This is a genomic window from Microcystis sp. LSC13-02, assembly GCA_002282935.1.
Classification (GTDB): domain Bacteria; phylum Cyanobacteriota; class Cyanobacteriia; order Cyanobacteriales; family Microcystaceae; genus Microcystis.
Genome location: MTBT01000105.1, coordinates 1 through 16,289, shown reverse-complemented (window position 1 = coordinate 16,289; position 16,289 = coordinate 1). Strand labels below are relative to the sequence as shown.

Genomic DNA, 16,289 nt, shown 5'->3' with positions numbered 1-16,289 from the left:
CTCCAGCTTAATTTTAACACAAAATCAACCCAACAAACTCCCCTGACCTCAATCTTTTAAATTAACGTCTTTGGATCACTTCATCAATAGACAATAAATAAGGCGCATTATACTTTGTTAATGCAGCCGATCAGAAAAGCGATCGCTTAGGATAATATATGATTATGCAATTACTAAAACGGACTCGGTAGAATTTCGCTAAATCTCTTAATAGCTTGTTTATGTTTTAAAATAGGACTGATTAGATGATGAGTGGTAAAATTTCCAATCCTCAGCCAGATGAACTTTGGAGGTTGGCCATAATGACAACCTTGCACCCATCCAAAAGTTAGTTTGGGTCTAGGTTTTAAAAATCCCACAAAAGAAGATTCATATCTCAAATCAGCAACGCCAAATTATTTATCATCATCCTACTATCACCCTAGCAGATGTTTATGCGGCCTTGGCCTATTACCATGACAATCGAGAAGAAATTAGACGACAACTTGAAGCAGGAGAAACTTTTGCTAAACAACTACAAGACAACAAACCATCTTTAATTGAGAAAATATTAAATTGACGAGCTAAAATCGTTACGAAAAAACTTAGAGTTTATATCGATACATCAGTCATTGGAGGCTGTTTAGATGATGAATTTTCCTTAGAGTCCAATCAATTGATAGAAGCCATTAAGCAAGAAAAGTTTATTTTGTTAATGAGTGATATCATTGTTAGCGAATTAATTAATGCCCCCCAAGCGGTTAAAGATATTTTATTATCGATTCCGCAGAGAGTTATTGAAGTAGTTAAGATAACACCTGAAGTTTTACAGTTAAGGGATGCTTATATCAATGAAGGAGTTGTTACATCAAAGTCTATTAATGATGCTACTCATGTAGCGGCTGCTACAATAGCTAGAGCGGAATTTTAAACATATTGTGCGCCTAGATAAAATGAAAGGCTATAATCAAATTAATTTACTCAATGGCTACGGGATTTTGACTATTATTTCTCCTTTAGAGGTAACAATTGATGAAGCCAAGGACAATTAAAAAAAGTTTTGACTGTTTAGCTTTTAAACAAACCAGTCAAGAAAAAATGGCTGAAGACATGAAAAATCTCAGCTATTCAGATCAGATTGAATATCTTCAAAAAAAGATTAATGAAAGTGATTTAAAGTTATGGTGGGAATCCATCAATAACAAGAAATAAGGCGCATTATACTGTGTTAATGCACCCGAAAAAATAAGCGTGCTGCTACGCAGTGCCTTCAGTATCACACTCAGTCTCCAAAAATGCTCTCAAATATCTCACGCTTGACTCTAAAGTTAATTTCTCTAAGTCTTTGATAAAAACTCTCCAAATTTTCAATTTCTATCTTTCCTTCTTTGAGAAGTTTACGAATAATCGCTAAAGTTCCTTTAACATTTAAGCCTAAGTGTAGTGCTTCTTTTCTTGCTGCAAAGTCATCAAGGATGATATAATCAGTTTGTAATTCTATTCCTAAAGTAATGGCATCAGATTCACCTTTCCCTAAACGTTCATTTAAACTATTTGCTAGAGAGATTAATTTAATATTTAGGATAATTAATTTCTGTTGATTGATCAGCTTATTAAGAGTCTCTGAAGATTGATCTTGTTTGGCATTAATTTCTTGTTGTACGGTTGCAGGCAAATAAAAATTATCATTAGAATCTAGGAATTTTTCTAAAAATCCTAACTGAGACAAAAAGATTAAAGGGGAAGAATTGAAAACAATTTTCATAGAGATTACCATTTTTTTTCTCTATCTATGTCTTCTGTAGTAAGATAAGAAAAATCGATTCCCATTAATTCTAAAATTTTCAAGAACATTTCTGTATCCATTTCCATGATTTCTGCGGCTTTATGAAGACTGATGATGCGAGAAACTAAAGCACCCACCACAAAAATAAATTGTTCTTTTTGTTCAATATTATCAAATAATTGTATTTCGGCGGCAATTTCTTGAAAAGTAATCGAAGTATTCATTGTCTTGCTAAGTTTCATCAATTAAGACATATCTAACTTAATTTTAACGCAAAATCAACCCAACAAACTGCCCTTATCTCAATCTTTTAAATTATAGACAACAAATAAGGTGCATTAACAAAGTATAATGCACCCAATAAAAAAGCGATCGCCCTTCCAATATTCTGCCAAATGCGATCGCAACTTCCCATTTTTACAGAAAAAATGATAACATAAAACTCAAATTTGAACTATTGTTGTGGAAAGATACTAAGATGACAAAGTTACAATTAATTCAAGCGGAAATTGAAAGCCTTACTTCTGATGAATTTTTGTATTTAAGAAATTGGATCAATAATTTAGACGATCAACAATGGGAAAAACAAATTGAGGAAGATTCCATAGCTGGAAAACTTGATTTTCTAATTTAAGAAGCATTATTTGAAAAAAGCAAAAATCAATTACGGGAGTTGTAAGTGCATCGAACTAATCAACGCTTTTGGAATTGTTTTAATAATTTACCTAAATCAATTCAAATTTTAGCAAGAAAGAATTTTGAGCTTTTAAAGAGTGACTTAAATCATCCTTCTTTGTCTTTTAAAAAAGTTGGAAAGTTTTGGTCGGCAAGAGTTGGTATTAATTATAGGGCTTTAGCTTTTAAAGATGGGGAAGATTATATTTTGGTGTGGATAGGAAGTCATGAAGAATAGGAAAGATTATTAAAATAAAAGCGATCGCTTTTTTATTCCCAAAATGTAGGTTGAGTTAAACAAAGTGCAACCAACATCAACCAAATAAATTAATAGTTGATCATGTTGGATCGCACTCAATCTACAGGTGATCACCATTTTAAAACAGTCTTTTCAATAGTTCATCTTTACTTAGATTAAAATGTAGAGCGACATCACGCAAAATATTATTTAAAGTGCCTATTTTGACAGGATTATGAGCAGGAATAGTAATCTGATGTGTACCATTTTCAGAAGTAGTTAGTCTAATATGGCTACCCGTTTGACGACTCACTTCATAACCTAACTGAAACAATTTTTTGATTAAGTCATCACTGGATAAATCTCTGGGTAGCTTCATACCGCAAATACCTCATCCCTAACAATATGTAAACGAATAATTTTAGGGCGATTTTCCCTATCATCATAATGACAATTAACGGCATCTTTTACCATTTCTCGTAAAGATTGTAAATCATCGGCTTCGGTAAAAATAGACTCGCCTAATGCCCTTGCTGTATATCCCCCTTCCGGTGCATCTTCCACTAAAAAAACTATTTCTGTCATATTTCCTTCTTTACTCTCTAAATTTTTGCAGTAATTTTAATTATAGTTTGTTTAGTTTTTTATATAGCACTTTTTAAAGCTTACAAGATTAGCGTTCGCCGTTTATCAACCCTAATCGCCCCTTTATTGCCAAAATGTAGTTAAACAAAGTGCAACCCAACACCAACCAAATAAATTAATAGTTGATCATGTTGGGTTTCGTGCCTCAACCCAACCGACAAGATCGGCGATCGTACTAAAATCGGTTGACGATTGCGCTCTGTTGCCGGGGCATATTGACGTAAATCAGCACTACTCATCGTTTTTTTCTCAAACTAACCCATTATAGGCGACTACAAGAGCATATTCAGAATGTTTCGGGATAATAAGACTATTTGGTATGTTATCCAGAAATATTCTGGCTATATATCGGAAAATATACGGAAAGTTTCTTGCTATCACCCTCTATAGGGTGATTATCCCGAAAGTTTCGGCTTTTTGTCCTAAAGGAGTTGACCAGACGGAAAATGTCAGTATAATAAACAGTTAGACGCTTTAAGTTATCTGTGGGGGTAGTACCTAGAGATGGTTGGTAGAAATTCTGGGATGAATACTTTGGTAGAGACAAATGGTAAGTAAACCCGCAAGACATAGCCAAAAAACTGAGCGCCTAGCTCGTTCTCTTCAGCCTAGAGATGTTTATAAGTGGCTTGTAACAGTTGGATATTTCCCTGAAGCCTACGTCCTGCCTCCATGTTTCCATGTGCAGAGACATCCAATTTATGGCAAGAGATATTGTCCAATCACACGGAAATATCAGCCTAAGATTTCTCAGTTATGTGAACTACATTTCCCAAAATCACATTTCACAGATAGAACTTTCAGTATCATTGATCCTGAAATTCATAACGATATCGCTCTTGAATTTGCTGAAAACTGGAATACAGTTCTGGATATCCTTTTTCATCCAGACAAATGTATCTATTCGTACAGTTTTCCAATTCCAGTTGATGCTTCTCATCTAGGAGCTTTAGGGAAACTGCGCTCTGGAAGAATGATATATGAATATATAGAGATGGCGGAGAATGATTTGGTTGAAGAAGCTTACAGATATAAATATTTGATTCGCACTGACATCAAAAACTTTTATCCTTCTGTTTATACACATAGCATTGCTTGGGCATTCCATACAAAATCAGTCATTAGAACAGGGAGTAATCGTTCTGACTCCAGTTTTCTGGGAAACAGATTGGACAAATTATTTCAAAATGCTAATGATGGTTGCACCAATGGTTTACCGATAGGTCCTGCTGTTTCCGATCTAATTAGTGAGGTTATCCTCTCTGCCATTGACTTAGAGGTTTCTCAAAAAGTCAGGAAATTAGAGGCTCTTGCTGTTCGATTCAAGGACGATTACTTGTTTTTGTGTAAGGGAAGGAATGATTGCCAGGATATCATAAAATGCTTGCAGAAAAATTTGAAGGAATATAATCTCCTTCCAAATGAAGATAAAACTGATATACGGGAATTGCCTGAAGGAATGTTTCGTGAATGGGCTTCAAAGTATTACCAAATTCGCCCAAATAAGGGAATAAAGCTCTCTTATAAAGAATTTAAAGAGCTTTATTTAGGTGTTCTTCGGATTGACAAGGAGAATCCTGGAACGGGAGTTATAGATCGTTTTATTGCAGACATAATGGATAAGCAGTATAGACCGCTTATCCCGGTAGATGCTGTTAGCTTGAATAAGTCTGTTAGCTTACTGCTTCTGCTTGCAGAACGTAGAGTAAAAACCTTCCCTAAGATTTTAGGGGTTATAGAAGCTATGATGGCTCAGTCGAACAACCAAGCTATCAGAGATTTAGTTGAGAAGCATCTAAAGTTGTTATTGCGAGAATTGATAAAAAACTGGGAAGATAACCGTTACTTGATTTCTTGGATACTATATTTCCTAAAAAGCAATGGCTTTCCAGTTCGCATAAGACAGCAGTTTAATCATCCTATTCTTGATTCAATCAAATCTAATAAAAATAGGATTTTTAATACTCGCTGTGACTTTAGTCTCTATAGATGTATTTCGTCTGCTAAAGCTGCTGGAAGCTTGTCCTACCATCTGGATGTCTTCAAACCCTAGAAATGAAAGTGAGGTAATACAACAATTCTCAAGAAAAGTTCTAATTCATGTCTTTGCCAGCGTCTAACACTTCACGGCAGCAGACGGACGAAAGCTGCTGGTGCTAAGTTACAGGTTATCTGCCGCCGCTGCGTTATGCCGTTATACCGCTCATCTCTAGGTTGAGGCGCAGCCAAAATCTTATCTCTTGGCGATCGAGGTTAGATGGTATGACATCTTGAGCCAGCAGTGCTTTCAGGCATAACGGCAGCAGCGATTTACAATAGATCAAGAATTGATAGGAAAGGGCTGATGACGTTACAAGAAATCTAAAATCAGGCATTGCAATTGCCTACTGGCGATCGTTGGCAGTTGGTACAAGTTCTCCTAGACTCTCTGAAACGGGAAGCAAACCTCAAATCCAAGCGGGGAAACCTGTTGCGCTTGCGAGGTGTTTCTGAGATTTCGGCAGCTACAGGGGAAACTAACGCCCCAACCGATTATTTAACCTATCTGATCGAGAAGTATCAGTAATGCGAGTTCTGATTGATACCAATGTCATTCTTGATTTTCTACAAGAACGAGAGCCATTTGTGGAAAACGCAGCAAGATTATTTGAGCGTACTGATGCTGGGGAAATTCAGGGATTTATCACATCAACGACAATAACTAACATTAGTGGACAGGATGCACAAAATTAGCATTCAGGTCCTGATTCAGCAACGCCTTTGACACTGGCAATGATTTGTCCGATGTCTTGAGGAGTGGCACCTGTTGCCAACAGCGAGGGGATAAGCAATTCCAGTGAAACTGACGGATCGCCATTTTCAGCTTTGGCAATCCGAGGTTGACTAGAGCCGATTTTATTGGCCAGTTCACTTTGAGTCATTATCTTCTGCCGCTGACTTTTCAAACTTTTGCTAAGAGCTAGTTTGATTTCAACAAGGATAATCTCTTCGGGCGTTAACTCTAAAAAGTCGGAAACGGTTCCGATTTTCCAGCCTTTTGATTCCAAAAGCCCTTTTTTAGTCTCTTCCATCCTCTTATTCCTGCTGATCAGTATCGTATTTACTCAAGCGTTTCTTACAAACCTCAATTACACTTTTGGGTGTTGCTCTTGTTGTCTTATTAAACACCTCAATAATCAAGATTGCATCTTCATCAATTCGATAAATAATCCTCCAATTTTTATCGATGTCTCTAATGCGTAGCTCATGACAATGATAGCCTACACTTGGCATAGGACGCGAATGTGGCAAACCAAGGGGTTCGCCTTCCTGTAGTTGCCTGAGTAAGACACCTGCTTCGATCCGTGCTTCTAAACTGAAAGGTGGGGTCTTGATCTCACCATGCAGCCAAGCTAAAGGTTTGCTTTGATCAGCCATGATGTGTTTATATCATATCTGATGTACTAAAATATGGCAATCGCCTCACTACTATCTAACAATTCAAAGGTGGCGGAGCGACAAAATATGAACAGTGAACCTACTTTGAGCAACTCTCAAACTGATTGGTAATCATTAGAGGCGATATTGATAGCGATGTGTGAGATTAGTCTTGAGATAATATAAGGTCGATGTCTGATAACTGATAATTGATCGCTGAATTTAACTTCTTAAAGAAACTTGGAACTGTTTAACTAAAGCTTCTCGCACTTTTGTCATTAAGGGTTCCACATCTTCATCGGTTAAAGTTCGATCGCTGGCACGATAGACTAAACTAAAGGCCAAACTACAATGATTTTCTGGCACATTCTGTCCCTGATAGCGATCGAATAATTCGACTTTTTCTAAGAGATTACCTCCAGCATTTTTGATAGTTTTTGTCAATCTATCTACGGGTATATCTGTGGAAACAAAGAAGGCGATATCTCGTGCCGCTCCCGGATAGGTAGAATAGACCTGTAAACGCGGGGTAATTTTGGCACTATCGCTAAGAGTTGCTAACAGGATCGGGAACTGGATTTCAAAGGCATAAACTGCCTCAATTAATCCCTTTTGCTGACGCAATTGCGGGTGTAGTTGACCGAATATACCTAGGCGTTGTTTGCCAATCCATAAAGATGCTGTTCGTCCGGGATGAAAACGCGCATCTTCGGCATATTTTTCGTAGCTTACTGTCAGCGAAAGGCGATCGAATACTGCTTCTAAAATCCCTTTTGCTTCGTACCAAGTCATGGCTACCTCTTTACCCGATCGCAGCCAACGTCCGGCCGGGAAGAAATCACCGCCGAAAATACCAGCAATTGCATCGTATTCGTTGATATTATCCGATTCTAAGCGGAAAACTCGCCCGATCTCGAAGCCATTTAAGGAACCGTTACCCTGAGACTGATTATACTCAAACGCTTCGATTAAACCGTCGAGGAGATTAGTCCGCAAAGCAGAATACTCGACAAAAAGGGGATTAGCGAGGACAACTTCCGCTAATTCCGGTTTAACTAGGGAATACTGGACTAATTCCGTCAAACCGACTGCTCGAAAAGCTTCCCGTACCCGACGCTGGATAGTTTCCTCAAAGGATAATCCTCCGGCTGCGGTTTTTGCCGGCAAAGTATCGACAAAGCGATCGTATCCGTACAGTCGCGCCACTTCTTCAATTAAGTCAATTTCTCGTTCTAAATCCCGATAACGGTAGTCTGGCACTGTCACGGTCCACAGAACAGGATTTTTCGAGGTTAACTGCAATTCACAGCCCAAATTGCCTAAAATCCGTTCCACATCTTCGGCGAGAATTTCACCGATCGCACCATTATCTAGGGTAACTTGACCCAGTATTTGCTGCAAACGTTGTAAACGCAATTCGATCGAACGACTGGACTGATCAGCGCGATCATCAGCTTTAACCTGACTGCTGACAGTTCCCCCAGCTAACTCTAGAATCAAATCGATCGCCCTTTGACAAGCATATTCCAAAGCGGCGGGATTAACACCGCGTTCATAGCGTCCGGAAGATTCGCTGCGTAAACCCTGCGCTTTTGAGGAACGACGGATGGCGATCGGATCGAATAAAGCCGACTCTAGCACAAGATTAACGGTTTCCTCGTTAACTTCCGTATCTTGACCTCCCATCACTCCTGCTAAAGCTACCGGCTTATTATTGGCAGTAATTAACAAATTAAGCTCTTTTAAGCTTCTTTCCTGACCATCAAGGGTAATAATTTTTTCCCCTTCCTCGGCAAAACGGACCCCAATAGTAACGGATTTACCTCCGGCAAAACTCTGTAAACGATCGCGATCGAAAGCGTGTAAGGGTTGTCCCCACTCCAAGAGGACATAATTAGTAATATCGACCACATTATTGATCGATCGCAGTCCGGCAGCGTGTAAACGCTGTTGCAACCATAGCGGAGATGGGCTAATTTTTACCCCCTCGATCACCGTACCAATATAAGCAGGACAAGCTTTATTTTCGGTTATTTCCAGAGATAAATCTTTTTTAGGGGAAAATTCCCCTAATTTCACTTTTGGTAGGCTTAATTCTCCTCCTGTCAAGGCCGCCACTTCTCGCGCGACTCCGATCATACTCAAAGCATCGGCGCGGTTAGCGGTGGGAGAAATATCTAAAATCACCTCATCGAGTCCTAAAAGGGGACGAACATCTGTACCTAAAGGGAGATTTTCCTGGCTAAAAATGTGGATTCCTTGAGAATCTTTAGTTAATCCTAATTCCGCGAGGGAACAGATCATCCCTTCCGATTTTACCCCCCGCAATTTAGCCGGTTTAATCGTTAAATTGATTTTGGGTAAATAGGTTCCCAAAGTAGCCACGGGAACTAGAATATCAGCCCTAGCATTGGGCGCGCCACAGACAATTGTACTAGGGTTTGACTGACCGATATCCACCTGACAGACACTTAATTTATCTGCGTTTGGATGAGGTTGGCGATCGATAATTTTACCAATAACCACGCCATTTGCCCATTCTCGGCGATCCTCGATCTCTTCCACTTCTATTCCCGCAATTGTCAATAATTCGGCTAATTCTTGGGGAGATTGGGCGATTTTGACTAATTCTCGTAACCAGTTGATCGAAATCCGCATCGTTAATTCTTGCTTGCCGTTGGTTCTTAACTATTGTAAACCGTGGGTAGTCAATGATTTAGAGATTAGGGCTGATCGGCTGTTAAAATATTAGGGGGAAGATGGAAGGACTGTGTAAATAACCGCTCATTTTCCTTGGCAAGGGGTGATATTATCTTTGAACAGATTACCGATAATTTGGGGAGATAATCAGTAGTTAGCTATCTATATCAAAAAGGATTATTGATGCCATCTGATCAAATAGAAAACCTCCTCAAGGTAATTTTGAGACAATACCAAAGTTCTTTTAGTGACAAAATCTATGGAGAAGAAAATGATGATTATGATCCGCTTATGAGGGTATTTGGAATTACTCCTAGTTTAAAAAGGGAAAATCGTCAGTATTGGGGCAGGGAACTAGGAATGTGTTGGCAACGTCTGGTGACAGAAGTTTTTCAGGCTAATTGTTCAAATTATCAACCTGCTTTAAGGATTGAAGATGATGAACCCTGTGACTGCATTTTAGGTGGAGATGCCATTGATACTAAATATAGAATTGGTTCAGGAGATTCTGGCACACTTAAAAAGTTTAAACAGTATGGAAAACTATTACAGGAAAGAAAACTTAGACCTATTTTACTGATTGTGCGAGAGGATAACTTACCAGCAGCGATTAAAGCTTGTCGTGTCGGTGGCTGGAAGGTTTTACAGGGCGAAGAAAGTTTTGATTATATACTTGATCGCAGTGGGTTCGATTTGCTGGAAGCTTTTGATAAATTTTCTGAAACAAAGGAGTTTTATATTGCCCGATGAATATCTCAAAAAGATGGCAACTTCTGCACGGTGATTGTAGAGAAATTCTCACTTTACTAGAAGAATCTAGTATATCTTGTGTGATAACAGATCCCCCCTATAATTATGAGTTCATTGGCAGAAATTGGGATCATGATGAAATCCAAAGACGCAGAGAACGTATTCAAAACAGTTCCACACTGGTAAAAAATATTCCCTATGGAAGTGGGTTAGCCGGTGGCGTTCGCAATGAGCGTTGGTATCAACGCAATCGCGAAAATGTGGTCAATTATATTGAATGGGCAACAGATTGGTCAAAGGAACTAATGCGTGTTTGTAAAAGCGGTGCTGTTGTCGCTGTTTTTAGTAGCACAAGAACACTGGCTCATATTCAGATTGCTCTTGAAAATGCTGGTTTTTATGCTAGAGATGTGCTGGTTTATAGACGACATTCAGGCATTCCTAAAGGATTAAATATTGAGAAAAAACTTGACAAAATTGGTGATACTAATGCTCAACAATGGCAAGGTTGGCATACTTGCTTGAGAAATGAATGGGAAGCTATAGTTATTGTGCAGAAGCCTCTAAAAAACAATTATATTGAAACTATACAAATGACTGGATTAGGTCCCTTCAAAGCTATACTAAGTGACGGCTCTTTTCAATCCAATATTTTAGAGGGCTTTTCTAAAGGACGGGATGAAAATTTTGATGAGCATTGTACGATTAAACCTTTATCATTGATTAGAAAACTGATCGAGTTATTTCTACCACAGGATAACAGTCATATAGTTCTCGATCCTTTTGCAGGAACGGGTACAACTCTAATTGCCGCTCTAGAATTAGGTTATAAGACTATTGGTATTGAAATTGAAGAGCAGTATATTAATATCATTCAACAACGTTTAAGGGAATATTTTGGCAAGATCGGCCAGGAATTTGAGGTATTTGATTAGTCAATCTAAAAAGTTAACAATAATAACCGCTACAGTAGAAAATCGGCTCGACAATAAATCCTTCAGAGAATTAAGGAGAGTTAGTCAAGCTGAGGACATAATTAGTAATATCGACCACATTATTGAGCGATCGCAATCCAGCAGCCTGTAAACGCTGTTGCAACCAGGTTGGAGATGGGCTAATTTTGACCCCCTCGATCACCGTACCAATATAGGCAGGACAAGCTTTATTTTCTGATATTTCGAGAGTTAAATCTTTTTTAGGGGAAAATTCCCGTAATTTCACTTTTGGTAGGCTTAATTCCCCCCCCAGTTGCTCGAAATCCCCATCGTTAATTCTTGCTTGCCGTTGGTTCTTAACTATTGTAAACCGTGGGTAGTCAATGATTTAGGGTTGACAGCAGGAAAATGAACGATAATCTAAAATAAAGATGCACAAAGGCTCTATAATTAAGGTGTTTTATCGATAAAAATTGCCAATCATATCTTTACTCTAGCTATTTTAGTTATTATCGGCGAGATTGTGGGAGCCACTAAAAATGAATCGGCTTTTTGAAAGTTTACAAATCAGTGGTTATCGTGGTTTTGAACAAATAGAACTTTCTTCTCTAGGACAGGTGAACATTTTTGTCGGTAATAATAATTCTGGCAAAACTAGCATTCTCGAAGCTGTTTCAATTGTTTGTAATCCCCTCGATCCCTTTCAATGGCTAGAAGTTGCCCAACGTCGATTATACCTTGGTAGGATGTCTTTAATGCGACCGGATTTGGAAGCAATTAAATGGATTTTCTTTCGTCAGAATAATCTTGCTAGTAACGCATCCTATCAAGGACAAATTTCGATCAAGTGTACTGGAAATTCACCGATTAAAAATCTAGCAGCTAATCTCACCGATATTTACGGTGCGAGCAACGAAAAAGGCAACCCAGAAAAGTTCAATGATGATTCCACCGATTCGGAAACCGATCTGGTTATCAATGGGTTAGAATTAAGTGTTACCGCCCATATTTTAGAGCAAGGCAGTCTCCTTAGTGTAGATAATGAACAAGTATTTCAGTTTTGGGAAAAAGAGCGTTTTATTCAAAGGAAACGACAAAAAATACTGGTGGAAAATGCCACCATATTTCCTGCTTATTTGTCCTCGGAACCAATTCTAGATAGACTATCCAAAATCATTCTAAAGGAAGAAAATAACAAAGATGACATCCTAGATTTAATTCGGTTATTTGACGAGGAAATCACCGACATACAAATACTTTCACCCAACAATAAACCAACTCTTTATATAGAACATAAACAGCTTGGTTTTGCTCCTCTCTATGTGTTTGGTGACGGATTTAAAAGAACCTTAGTTATGGTGCTTAGTTTGTTGACAATTACCGATGGGGTACTTCTAATTGATGAAATCGAGACATCTATTCATATTTCTGCCTTAAGTCGTGTATTTTCTTGGTTAATTAACACCTGTAATCAAAGAAGAATTCAACTTTTTGTAACTACCCATAGTTTAGAAGCAGTTGATGCCATGCTACAGTCAGAAAAGTCCATAGAAAACGTGGTAGCTTTTCGGTTAAATTCTCCAAGGGAAAAACCTCAAAGATTTTCGGGCGATTTATTGCATAGATTGCGTTGGGAACGCGGGTTAGATGTGAGGTAGAGATGGTGAGATACTGCTATATTGTTGCCGAAGGTCCGCAGGATGTCGAATTCTTAATTGGTTTACTTAAATTTTATCACTTGAAGCGAGTTAAGTATTTCTCTTCATTGGATAAATTTTGGGAAACACTTATCCCGAAAAATTATCCAATAGATGATGATTTAACCAAACGAGTGCCAGTGCCATATTTTGTTCAGAATGAGCAATTATCAATCGCTGTACATAGTGCTATTGGCGATACACGCATAGCGCAAACCATCGAAGAAAGTCTCAATTTCATTCAACCTTCACAGCTTTTTAGTGTGGGGATTTTTGCCGATGCTGATTACAGTAAAACACCTCAAGAAAGGTTCAATAAACTAATTACTAAGTTATCGGATATTGAGTTACCAAATTTCCTACCACCTTCTCAAATTGGTCAAGTTAACAATCATTCGCCTCGCTGTGGTATTTTCATCGCTCCTAACAATCGTGATCAAGGAACTCTAGAAAATATTCTCCTTGAATGTGCTAGGATAAATTATTCTGATTTACTCAATCTTTCTCAAACCTACATAGAAAGTATTGACAGGAATCAGTTAACTAAAGATGATCTCGAAGATTTTAAAAAACCGGCAGGTGAAAAGAAAGCAATTATATCCAGTATAAGTAGTATATTAAGACCAGGTAAAGCCCTACAAGTTTCCCTACAGGATAATCGCTGGATAGACGAGCAAACCCTCCAATTAGAAAGCATCAAGCTTATTAAAAATTTCCTTGAGCAAATTATCGGACTTTGAGAACAATTGCCGAGTTACTCTCGAAATTACCCTCATTTACCCAGAAACAAGCTATCCTAAAGATTGCCATCCCGTTGCGATTCTATCCGTGCCTTACTATTCCCAATATCCCGACGCTTTTACTCCCAGTTATCTGAGCGAACTACAAGGACAGATCCTCGCTTGTCCCCACTTCACAGTTAACAATTTAAATCGAGATTTCGTTAAAACCAAAGGCTTTTCCATCGCTTTTCGACGCACACAAATCAGCGCAGTAGAACGAATTTTTCCCTATTTTAAACCCTATCTCGATCGCAGTTTACAAGCTGACTGCAACGCTTTTTATCTTAATCCCTTACTCTTGCAAACTGGTTCGCGAGTCGATCCCCATATCGATCGCTCCCTGCGCTCCTATTGTAAAACGATCGATCCTCCGCTCCTAGTTAGCGTCCTTTATGTGCAGGTTCCTAAAGATATTCAAGGGGGGGAACTGGTACTAGCAACAGGCAATCGTTCCGTGGCCCAGATTCGTCCTCGTACTAACACCCTGATCCTGTTTCAAGGAGATCTCACCCATTCAGTTAATCCCGTTAGCTGTTCTGGTATTCGTCTGAGTCTTGTCTGCGAACAATATCGTTTAGATGCCGAAGAATTGCGCGAGATTCCCGAAATGCAGATAGAATCGCGAACCATGAAACCAGAAAAGAAAAAAAAGAAAGATCGGGTCGTTGCCCTACAATAAAAGGGCATTTTTGTAAAGATATTCTAGATGGTGATGCGCGAACCGATCGTCGAATTAAGGGGAGTAACCAAAGCTTTCGGCAAGAAAGTGATCTTAAATAACGTCGATCTAAAAGTGTACGAAGGAGAAGCGATCGGTGTGATCGGTCCATCTGGTACGGGAAAATCGACGATTTTGCGCCTAGTCGCCGGATTACTTGCCCCCGATCGGGGAGAAGTGTACATATACGGCACAAAACGGCAGAGAACCGTAGAACAAGGGGAAGATCCCCTCGGTGTTGGTCTAGTTTTCCAACAATCAGCCCTTTTTGACTCCCTCACTGTTGGGGAAAATGTCGGTTTTGCCCTCTATCGCAGCTCAAAGCTAAAACGAGCCGAAATCCGGGATTTAGTCGAAGAAAAACTGGATTTAGTGGGAATGTCCGGTTCCTACGACCTCTATCCAGCTGAAATATCCGGAGGGATGCGAAAACGCGTCAGTTTAGCCAGAGCAATTATCAGCGATCCCTCGATCGCCGCCGATCGACCGAACATTCTCCTTTACGATGAACCCACTGCTGGACTCGATCCCGTCGCTTCTACCCGCATCCAGACGGTAATTATGGAACTTCTCAAAGTCAAAAAAGCCTGTGGGGCCCATCTCATTGTCACCCACGTCCACAGCACCATCGAAAATACCACCGATCGCATCGTTTTTCTCTATAAAGGTCAATTTCAATGGGTTGGACCGACTCAAGAGGCTTATCACTCAGAAATACCCGTACTCAAGCAATTTTTTACCGGCAGTATCCACGGACCAATTCAGTGATCAGTAAACAGTAAACAGTAATCAGTGAACTGATAACTCGCATCTGACGGCCCGATTAACAGCCTGCGGGCGATACCACGAAGTGATTAAAATCGGAGACCCCCACTCCTCACGAATTTTATCGAGTTCGATCGCAATTTGCCAAATCTCGCGTTCTCTATCGCTACCAGCAGGGGGAACCCGTCGCGGGTCGTTTTTCGTTACTTCGCACACAGCAAAAAACCGACTGATACTAAATCCGTTGAGTATAGGCTACTTATGGGGACAGGCAAAAGGCACTCATGCAAAAGGGGCAATAGATAATCAGTCTTTAATAACCGGATTTAGTAGGATTTTTGCGTCAGAACTACTCCAGTTAATTATCCTATAGCAAATAATGGGTTATTTGCTATAGCTCCAGAGCCGGTCGTGTAAGAAATCACTTTTCTCACTCCATAGCCAGAGCGCAAAAGAGCCTCGACAGTAGTTAAAGGCGCGGTTTCATCCGTAACATCCGGAGCGCCCGTCAAAGTAACTTTGTTAACGCCTGTAGCAGCCTCTGGCAAGCCTTGATAGGTATCTTCAGGAGCGAGAAAATAAAGAGGTACATTCTCAATCCTGAAAAGCTTAATCAACAAAGGTTAAAGTGTGCCTCGCAGATGCGAGAACCGCTATAATTGCCATTGCGACGATTGTGAGTCTTGCTTCTTGGTGTTTTCTGCAATTTTTTTCTCGTCGCCTTTAGTCGCTATTTCATCTTTAAAAGCTTCGTAGTTGGTAGCGATTTGAGTGGTTAACTCTTGAGTTTCGATAACAGCCGAAGCTAATTGGTTAACACTTTCAGTAGCGTCGGTTAACTCTTCTATAACTTGTTGGGCGCGGAAAAAAGGATTTTTAAAATCGGGTCTTTCTGGCATCCAGTCGATAGTATCATCGTTAACCACACCGTCGTGAGTTAAACCGTTACCAATTTTAGCAACCCATCCCCCGACTATCTCCTGGGCTTCGATGATGGTATGATGCATTGATCTAACTGAGTCAATTAAATTAGCCCCGGCTGTAAGAATTCTATTAGCTTTAACCCAAGTTTGTTTGAGTTGGCTATAGTTCTCAGTTCCTACAGCTGATTTATTGACACTCCCATCGCTAAAAGCGAGGGATTCTTGGTTCATCGAGTTTCCTTGATCTGGCAGGACGTATCCAACCAAACCAGAGGGAAT

At 39.5% G+C, this 16,289-nt stretch carries 22 protein-coding genes and 3 pseudogenes; 13 read left to right on the top strand and 12 right to left on the bottom strand.

The features are described 5' to 3' along the window. Positions 1 to 391: 391 nt before the first annotated feature. Together BGL89_RS21455 and BGL89_RS06410 are read left to right on the top strand one after the other, a co-directional pair. Positions 392 to 559, top strand: a pseudogene (locus BGL89_RS21455) (DUF433 domain-containing protein); the annotation flags it as partial. Positions 560 to 655: 96 nt separating this feature from the next. Continuing rightward, on the top strand, positions 656 to 910 hold the full coding sequence (locus tag BGL89_RS06410) for a PIN domain-containing protein (protein WP_353743913.1): 255 nt from the start codon (positions 656 to 658) through the stop codon (positions 908 to 910). Between the two features lie 351 nt (positions 911 to 1,261). Here the strand turns inward: BGL89_RS06410 and BGL89_RS06405 are convergent, their stop codons facing one another. Together BGL89_RS06405 and BGL89_RS06400 are read right to left on the bottom strand one after the other, a co-directional pair. Then, positions 1,262 to 1,744 (bottom strand): PIN domain-containing protein, encoded by a 483-nt coding sequence (locus tag BGL89_RS06405; RefSeq protein WP_036390009.1) that lies wholly within the window; start codon positions 1,742 to 1,744, stop codon positions 1,262 to 1,264. Positions 1,745 to 1,749: 5 nt separating this feature from the next. Beyond that, the gene (locus BGL89_RS06400; RefSeq protein ID WP_002754053.1) at positions 1,750 to 1,989 is read right to left on the bottom strand and encodes a UPF0175 family protein; all 240 of its coding nucleotides are present in this window, start codon (positions 1,987 to 1,989) and stop codon (positions 1,750 to 1,752) included. Positions 1,990 to 2,243: 254 nt separating this feature from the next. Here BGL89_RS06400 and BGL89_RS06395 point away from each other — a divergent pair, with 254 nt between their 5' ends. Together BGL89_RS06395 and BGL89_RS06390 are read left to right on the top strand one after the other, a co-directional pair. Then, positions 2,244 to 2,399, top strand: coding sequence for a hypothetical protein (locus BGL89_RS06395; RefSeq protein WP_286824971.1), 156 nt, complete (start codon positions 2,244 to 2,246; stop codon positions 2,397 to 2,399). A 45-nt stretch (positions 2,400 to 2,444) separates the two neighbouring features. Then, a complete protein-coding gene (locus tag BGL89_RS06390; protein WP_286824970.1) occupies positions 2,445 to 2,678 on the top strand; it encodes a hypothetical protein in 234 nt (77 codons plus the stop codon). Positions 2,679 to 2,817: 139 nt separating this feature from the next. Here the strand turns inward: BGL89_RS06390 and BGL89_RS06385 are convergent, their stop codons facing one another. Both BGL89_RS06385 and BGL89_RS06380 read right to left on the bottom strand, forming a co-directional pair. Next, positions 2,818 to 3,057, bottom strand: a complete 240-nt coding sequence (locus BGL89_RS06385; protein ID WP_286824969.1) for a type II toxin-antitoxin system HicA family toxin — start codon at positions 3,055 to 3,057, stop codon at positions 2,818 to 2,820. Beyond that, a complete protein-coding gene (locus BGL89_RS06380) occupies positions 3,054 to 3,263 on the bottom strand; it encodes a hypothetical protein (protein ID WP_002747310.1) in 210 nt (69 codons plus the stop codon). Before BGL89_RS06380 ends, BGL89_RS06385 begins: the two co-directional genes overlap by 4 nt. Before the next feature lie 607 nt (positions 3,264 to 3,870). On the opposite strand from BGL89_RS06380, the gene BGL89_RS06375 reads away from it, so the two are divergent. Next, positions 3,871 to 5,376 carry an RNA-directed DNA polymerase gene (locus BGL89_RS06375; protein WP_149987890.1) on the top strand — a complete coding sequence of 502 codons (1,506 nt, stop codon included), beginning with the start codon at positions 3,871 to 3,873 and terminating at the stop codon, positions 5,374 to 5,376. Positions 5,377 to 5,509: 133 nt separating this feature from the next. On the opposite strand, the gene BGL89_RS06370 is transcribed toward BGL89_RS06375, so the two are convergent. Beyond that, positions 5,510 to 5,698: a hypothetical protein gene (locus BGL89_RS06370; protein WP_172970549.1), complete on the bottom strand. Its 189-nt coding sequence runs from the start codon at positions 5,696 to 5,698 to the stop codon at positions 5,510 to 5,512. On the opposite strand from BGL89_RS06370, the gene BGL89_RS06365 reads away from it, so the two are divergent. Together BGL89_RS06365 and BGL89_RS06360 are read left to right on the top strand one after the other, a co-directional pair. Beyond that, entirely contained in the window at positions 5,698 to 5,889 is a 192-nt protein-coding gene (locus BGL89_RS06365) for a hypothetical protein (protein WP_286824968.1), read from the top strand. The two genes, BGL89_RS06370 and BGL89_RS06365, sit on opposite strands and share 1 nt — an antisense overlap. Beyond that, complete coding sequence (locus tag BGL89_RS06360) at positions 5,889 to 6,056, top strand: type II toxin-antitoxin system VapC family toxin (RefSeq protein WP_286824967.1); 168 nt, start codon at positions 5,889 to 5,891, stop codon at positions 6,054 to 6,056. Before BGL89_RS06365 ends, BGL89_RS06360 begins: the two co-directional genes overlap by 1 nt. Here the strand turns inward: BGL89_RS06360 and BGL89_RS06355 are convergent. The 3 genes from BGL89_RS06355 to pheT form a co-directional block, all read right to left on the bottom strand. Further along, positions 6,053 to 6,394 (bottom strand): helix-turn-helix domain-containing protein, encoded by a 342-nt coding sequence (locus BGL89_RS06355; protein ID WP_149987891.1) that lies wholly within the window; start codon positions 6,392 to 6,394, stop codon positions 6,053 to 6,055. The two genes, BGL89_RS06360 and BGL89_RS06355, sit on opposite strands and share 4 nt — an antisense overlap. Before the next feature lie 4 nt (positions 6,395 to 6,398). Further along, positions 6,399 to 6,740: a type II toxin-antitoxin system RelE/ParE family toxin gene (locus BGL89_RS06350; protein WP_002763716.1), complete on the bottom strand. Its 342-nt coding sequence runs from the start codon at positions 6,738 to 6,740 to the stop codon at positions 6,399 to 6,401. Between the two features lie 222 nt (positions 6,741 to 6,962). Continuing rightward, positions 6,963 to 9,398 (bottom strand): phenylalanine--tRNA ligase subunit beta, encoded by a 2,436-nt coding sequence (pheT, locus tag BGL89_RS06345; protein WP_286824966.1) that lies wholly within the window; start codon positions 9,396 to 9,398, stop codon positions 6,963 to 6,965. Positions 9,399 to 9,623: 225 nt separating this feature from the next. On the opposite strand from pheT, the gene BGL89_RS06340 reads away from it, so the two are divergent. Together BGL89_RS06340 and BGL89_RS06335 are read left to right on the top strand one after the other, a co-directional pair. After that, complete coding sequence (locus tag BGL89_RS06340) at positions 9,624 to 10,190, top strand: restriction endonuclease (protein ID WP_286824965.1); 567 nt, start codon at positions 9,624 to 9,626, stop codon at positions 10,188 to 10,190. Continuing rightward, positions 10,187 to 11,125, top strand: coding sequence for a DNA-methyltransferase (locus BGL89_RS06335; RefSeq protein ID WP_286824964.1), 939 nt, complete (start codon positions 10,187 to 10,189; stop codon positions 11,123 to 11,125). Before BGL89_RS06340 ends, BGL89_RS06335 begins: the two co-directional genes overlap by 4 nt. A 70-nt stretch (positions 11,126 to 11,195) precedes the next feature. Here the strand turns inward: BGL89_RS06335 and BGL89_RS06330 are convergent. Then, positions 11,196 to 11,435 (bottom strand): annotated as a pseudogene (locus tag BGL89_RS06330) (phenylalanine--tRNA ligase beta subunit-related protein); the annotation flags it as partial. A 229-nt stretch (positions 11,436 to 11,664) separates the two neighbouring features. On the opposite strand from BGL89_RS06330, the gene BGL89_RS06325 reads away from it, so the two are divergent. From BGL89_RS06325 to BGL89_RS06310, 4 genes are all read left to right on the top strand, one after another. Further along, on the top strand, positions 11,665 to 12,783 hold the full coding sequence (locus BGL89_RS06325) for an AAA family ATPase (RefSeq protein WP_286824962.1): 1,119 nt from the start codon (positions 11,665 to 11,667) through the stop codon (positions 12,781 to 12,783). 2 nt (positions 12,784 to 12,785) lie between these two features. Beyond that, the gene (locus tag BGL89_RS06320) at positions 12,786 to 13,562 is read left to right on the top strand and encodes a DUF3226 domain-containing protein (RefSeq protein WP_286824961.1); all 777 of its coding nucleotides are present in this window, start codon (positions 12,786 to 12,788) and stop codon (positions 13,560 to 13,562) included. A gap of 88 nt (positions 13,563 to 13,650) precedes the next feature. Continuing rightward, positions 13,651 to 14,283, top strand: coding sequence for a 2OG-Fe(II) oxygenase (locus BGL89_RS06315; RefSeq protein WP_286824985.1), 633 nt, complete (start codon positions 13,651 to 13,653; stop codon positions 14,281 to 14,283). 27 nt (positions 14,284 to 14,310) lie between these two features. Continuing rightward, complete coding sequence (locus BGL89_RS06310; RefSeq protein WP_286824960.1) at positions 14,311 to 15,090, top strand: ABC transporter ATP-binding protein; 780 nt, start codon at positions 14,311 to 14,313, stop codon at positions 15,088 to 15,090. A 21-nt stretch (positions 15,091 to 15,111) separates the two neighbouring features. Here BGL89_RS06310 and BGL89_RS06305 read toward each other — a convergent pair whose 3' ends face one another. From BGL89_RS06305 to BGL89_RS06295, 3 genes and pseudogenes are all read right to left on the bottom strand, one after another. Further along, positions 15,112 to 15,303, bottom strand: a complete 192-nt coding sequence (locus tag BGL89_RS06305) for a D-Ala-D-Ala carboxypeptidase family metallohydrolase (RefSeq protein ID WP_286824959.1) — start codon at positions 15,301 to 15,303, stop codon at positions 15,112 to 15,114. Positions 15,304 to 15,449: 146 nt separating this feature from the next. Beyond that, the gene (locus tag BGL89_RS06300) at positions 15,450 to 15,707 is read right to left on the bottom strand and encodes a hypothetical protein (protein WP_286824958.1); all 258 of its coding nucleotides are present in this window, start codon (positions 15,705 to 15,707) and stop codon (positions 15,450 to 15,452) included. Positions 15,708 to 15,740: 33 nt separating this feature from the next. Then, positions 15,741 to 16,289: pseudogene (locus BGL89_RS06295) on the bottom strand (hypothetical protein); the annotation flags it as partial.

What these genes read in the sequence shown, in the direction of transcription:
- BGL89_RS06360 (WP_286824967.1), top strand. Translation starts at nt 5,889, where the DNA reads ATGCGAGTTCTGATTGATACCAATGTCATTCTTGATTTTCTACAAGAA.
- BGL89_RS06380 (WP_002747310.1), bottom strand. Translation starts at nt 3,263, where the DNA reads ATGACAGAAATAGTTTTTTTAGTGGAAGATGCACCGGAAGGGGGATAT.
- BGL89_RS06395 (WP_286824971.1), top strand. Translation starts at nt 2,244, where the DNA reads ATGACAAAGTTACAATTAATTCAAGCGGAAATTGAAAGCCTTACTTCT.
- BGL89_RS06355 (WP_149987891.1), bottom strand. Translation starts at nt 6,394, where the DNA reads ATGGAAGAGACTAAAAAAGGGCTTTTGGAATCAAAAGGCTGGAAAATC.
- BGL89_RS06375 (WP_149987890.1), top strand. Translation starts at nt 3,871, where the DNA reads ATGGTAAGTAAACCCGCAAGACATAGCCAAAAAACTGAGCGCCTAGCT.
- pheT (WP_286824966.1), bottom strand. Translation starts at nt 9,398, where the DNA reads ATGCGGATTTCGATCAACTGGTTACGAGAATTAGTCAAAATCGCCCAA.
- BGL89_RS06370 (WP_172970549.1), bottom strand. Translation starts at nt 5,698, where the DNA reads ATGCCTGATTTTAGATTTCTTGTAACGTCATCAGCCCTTTCCTATCAA.
- BGL89_RS06310 (WP_286824960.1), top strand. Translation starts at nt 14,311, where the DNA reads ATGGTGATGCGCGAACCGATCGTCGAATTAAGGGGAGTAACCAAAGCT.
- BGL89_RS06400 (WP_002754053.1), bottom strand. Translation starts at nt 1,989, where the DNA reads ATGAATACTTCGATTACTTTTCAAGAAATTGCCGCCGAAATACAATTA.
- BGL89_RS06325 (WP_286824962.1), top strand. Translation starts at nt 11,665, where the DNA reads ATGAATCGGCTTTTTGAAAGTTTACAAATCAGTGGTTATCGTGGTTTT.
- BGL89_RS06385 (WP_286824969.1), bottom strand. Translation starts at nt 3,057, where the DNA reads ATGAAGCTACCCAGAGATTTATCCAGTGATGACTTAATCAAAAAATTG.
- BGL89_RS06320 (WP_286824961.1), top strand. Translation starts at nt 12,786, where the DNA reads ATGGTGAGATACTGCTATATTGTTGCCGAAGGTCCGCAGGATGTCGAA.
- BGL89_RS06405 (WP_036390009.1), bottom strand. Translation starts at nt 1,744, where the DNA reads ATGAAAATTGTTTTCAATTCTTCCCCTTTAATCTTTTTGTCTCAGTTA.
- BGL89_RS06335 (WP_286824964.1), top strand. Translation starts at nt 10,187, where the DNA reads ATGAATATCTCAAAAAGATGGCAACTTCTGCACGGTGATTGTAGAGAA.
- BGL89_RS06350 (WP_002763716.1), bottom strand. Translation starts at nt 6,740, where the DNA reads ATGGCTGATCAAAGCAAACCTTTAGCTTGGCTGCATGGTGAGATCAAG.
- BGL89_RS06340 (WP_286824965.1), top strand. Translation starts at nt 9,624, where the DNA reads ATGCCATCTGATCAAATAGAAAACCTCCTCAAGGTAATTTTGAGACAA.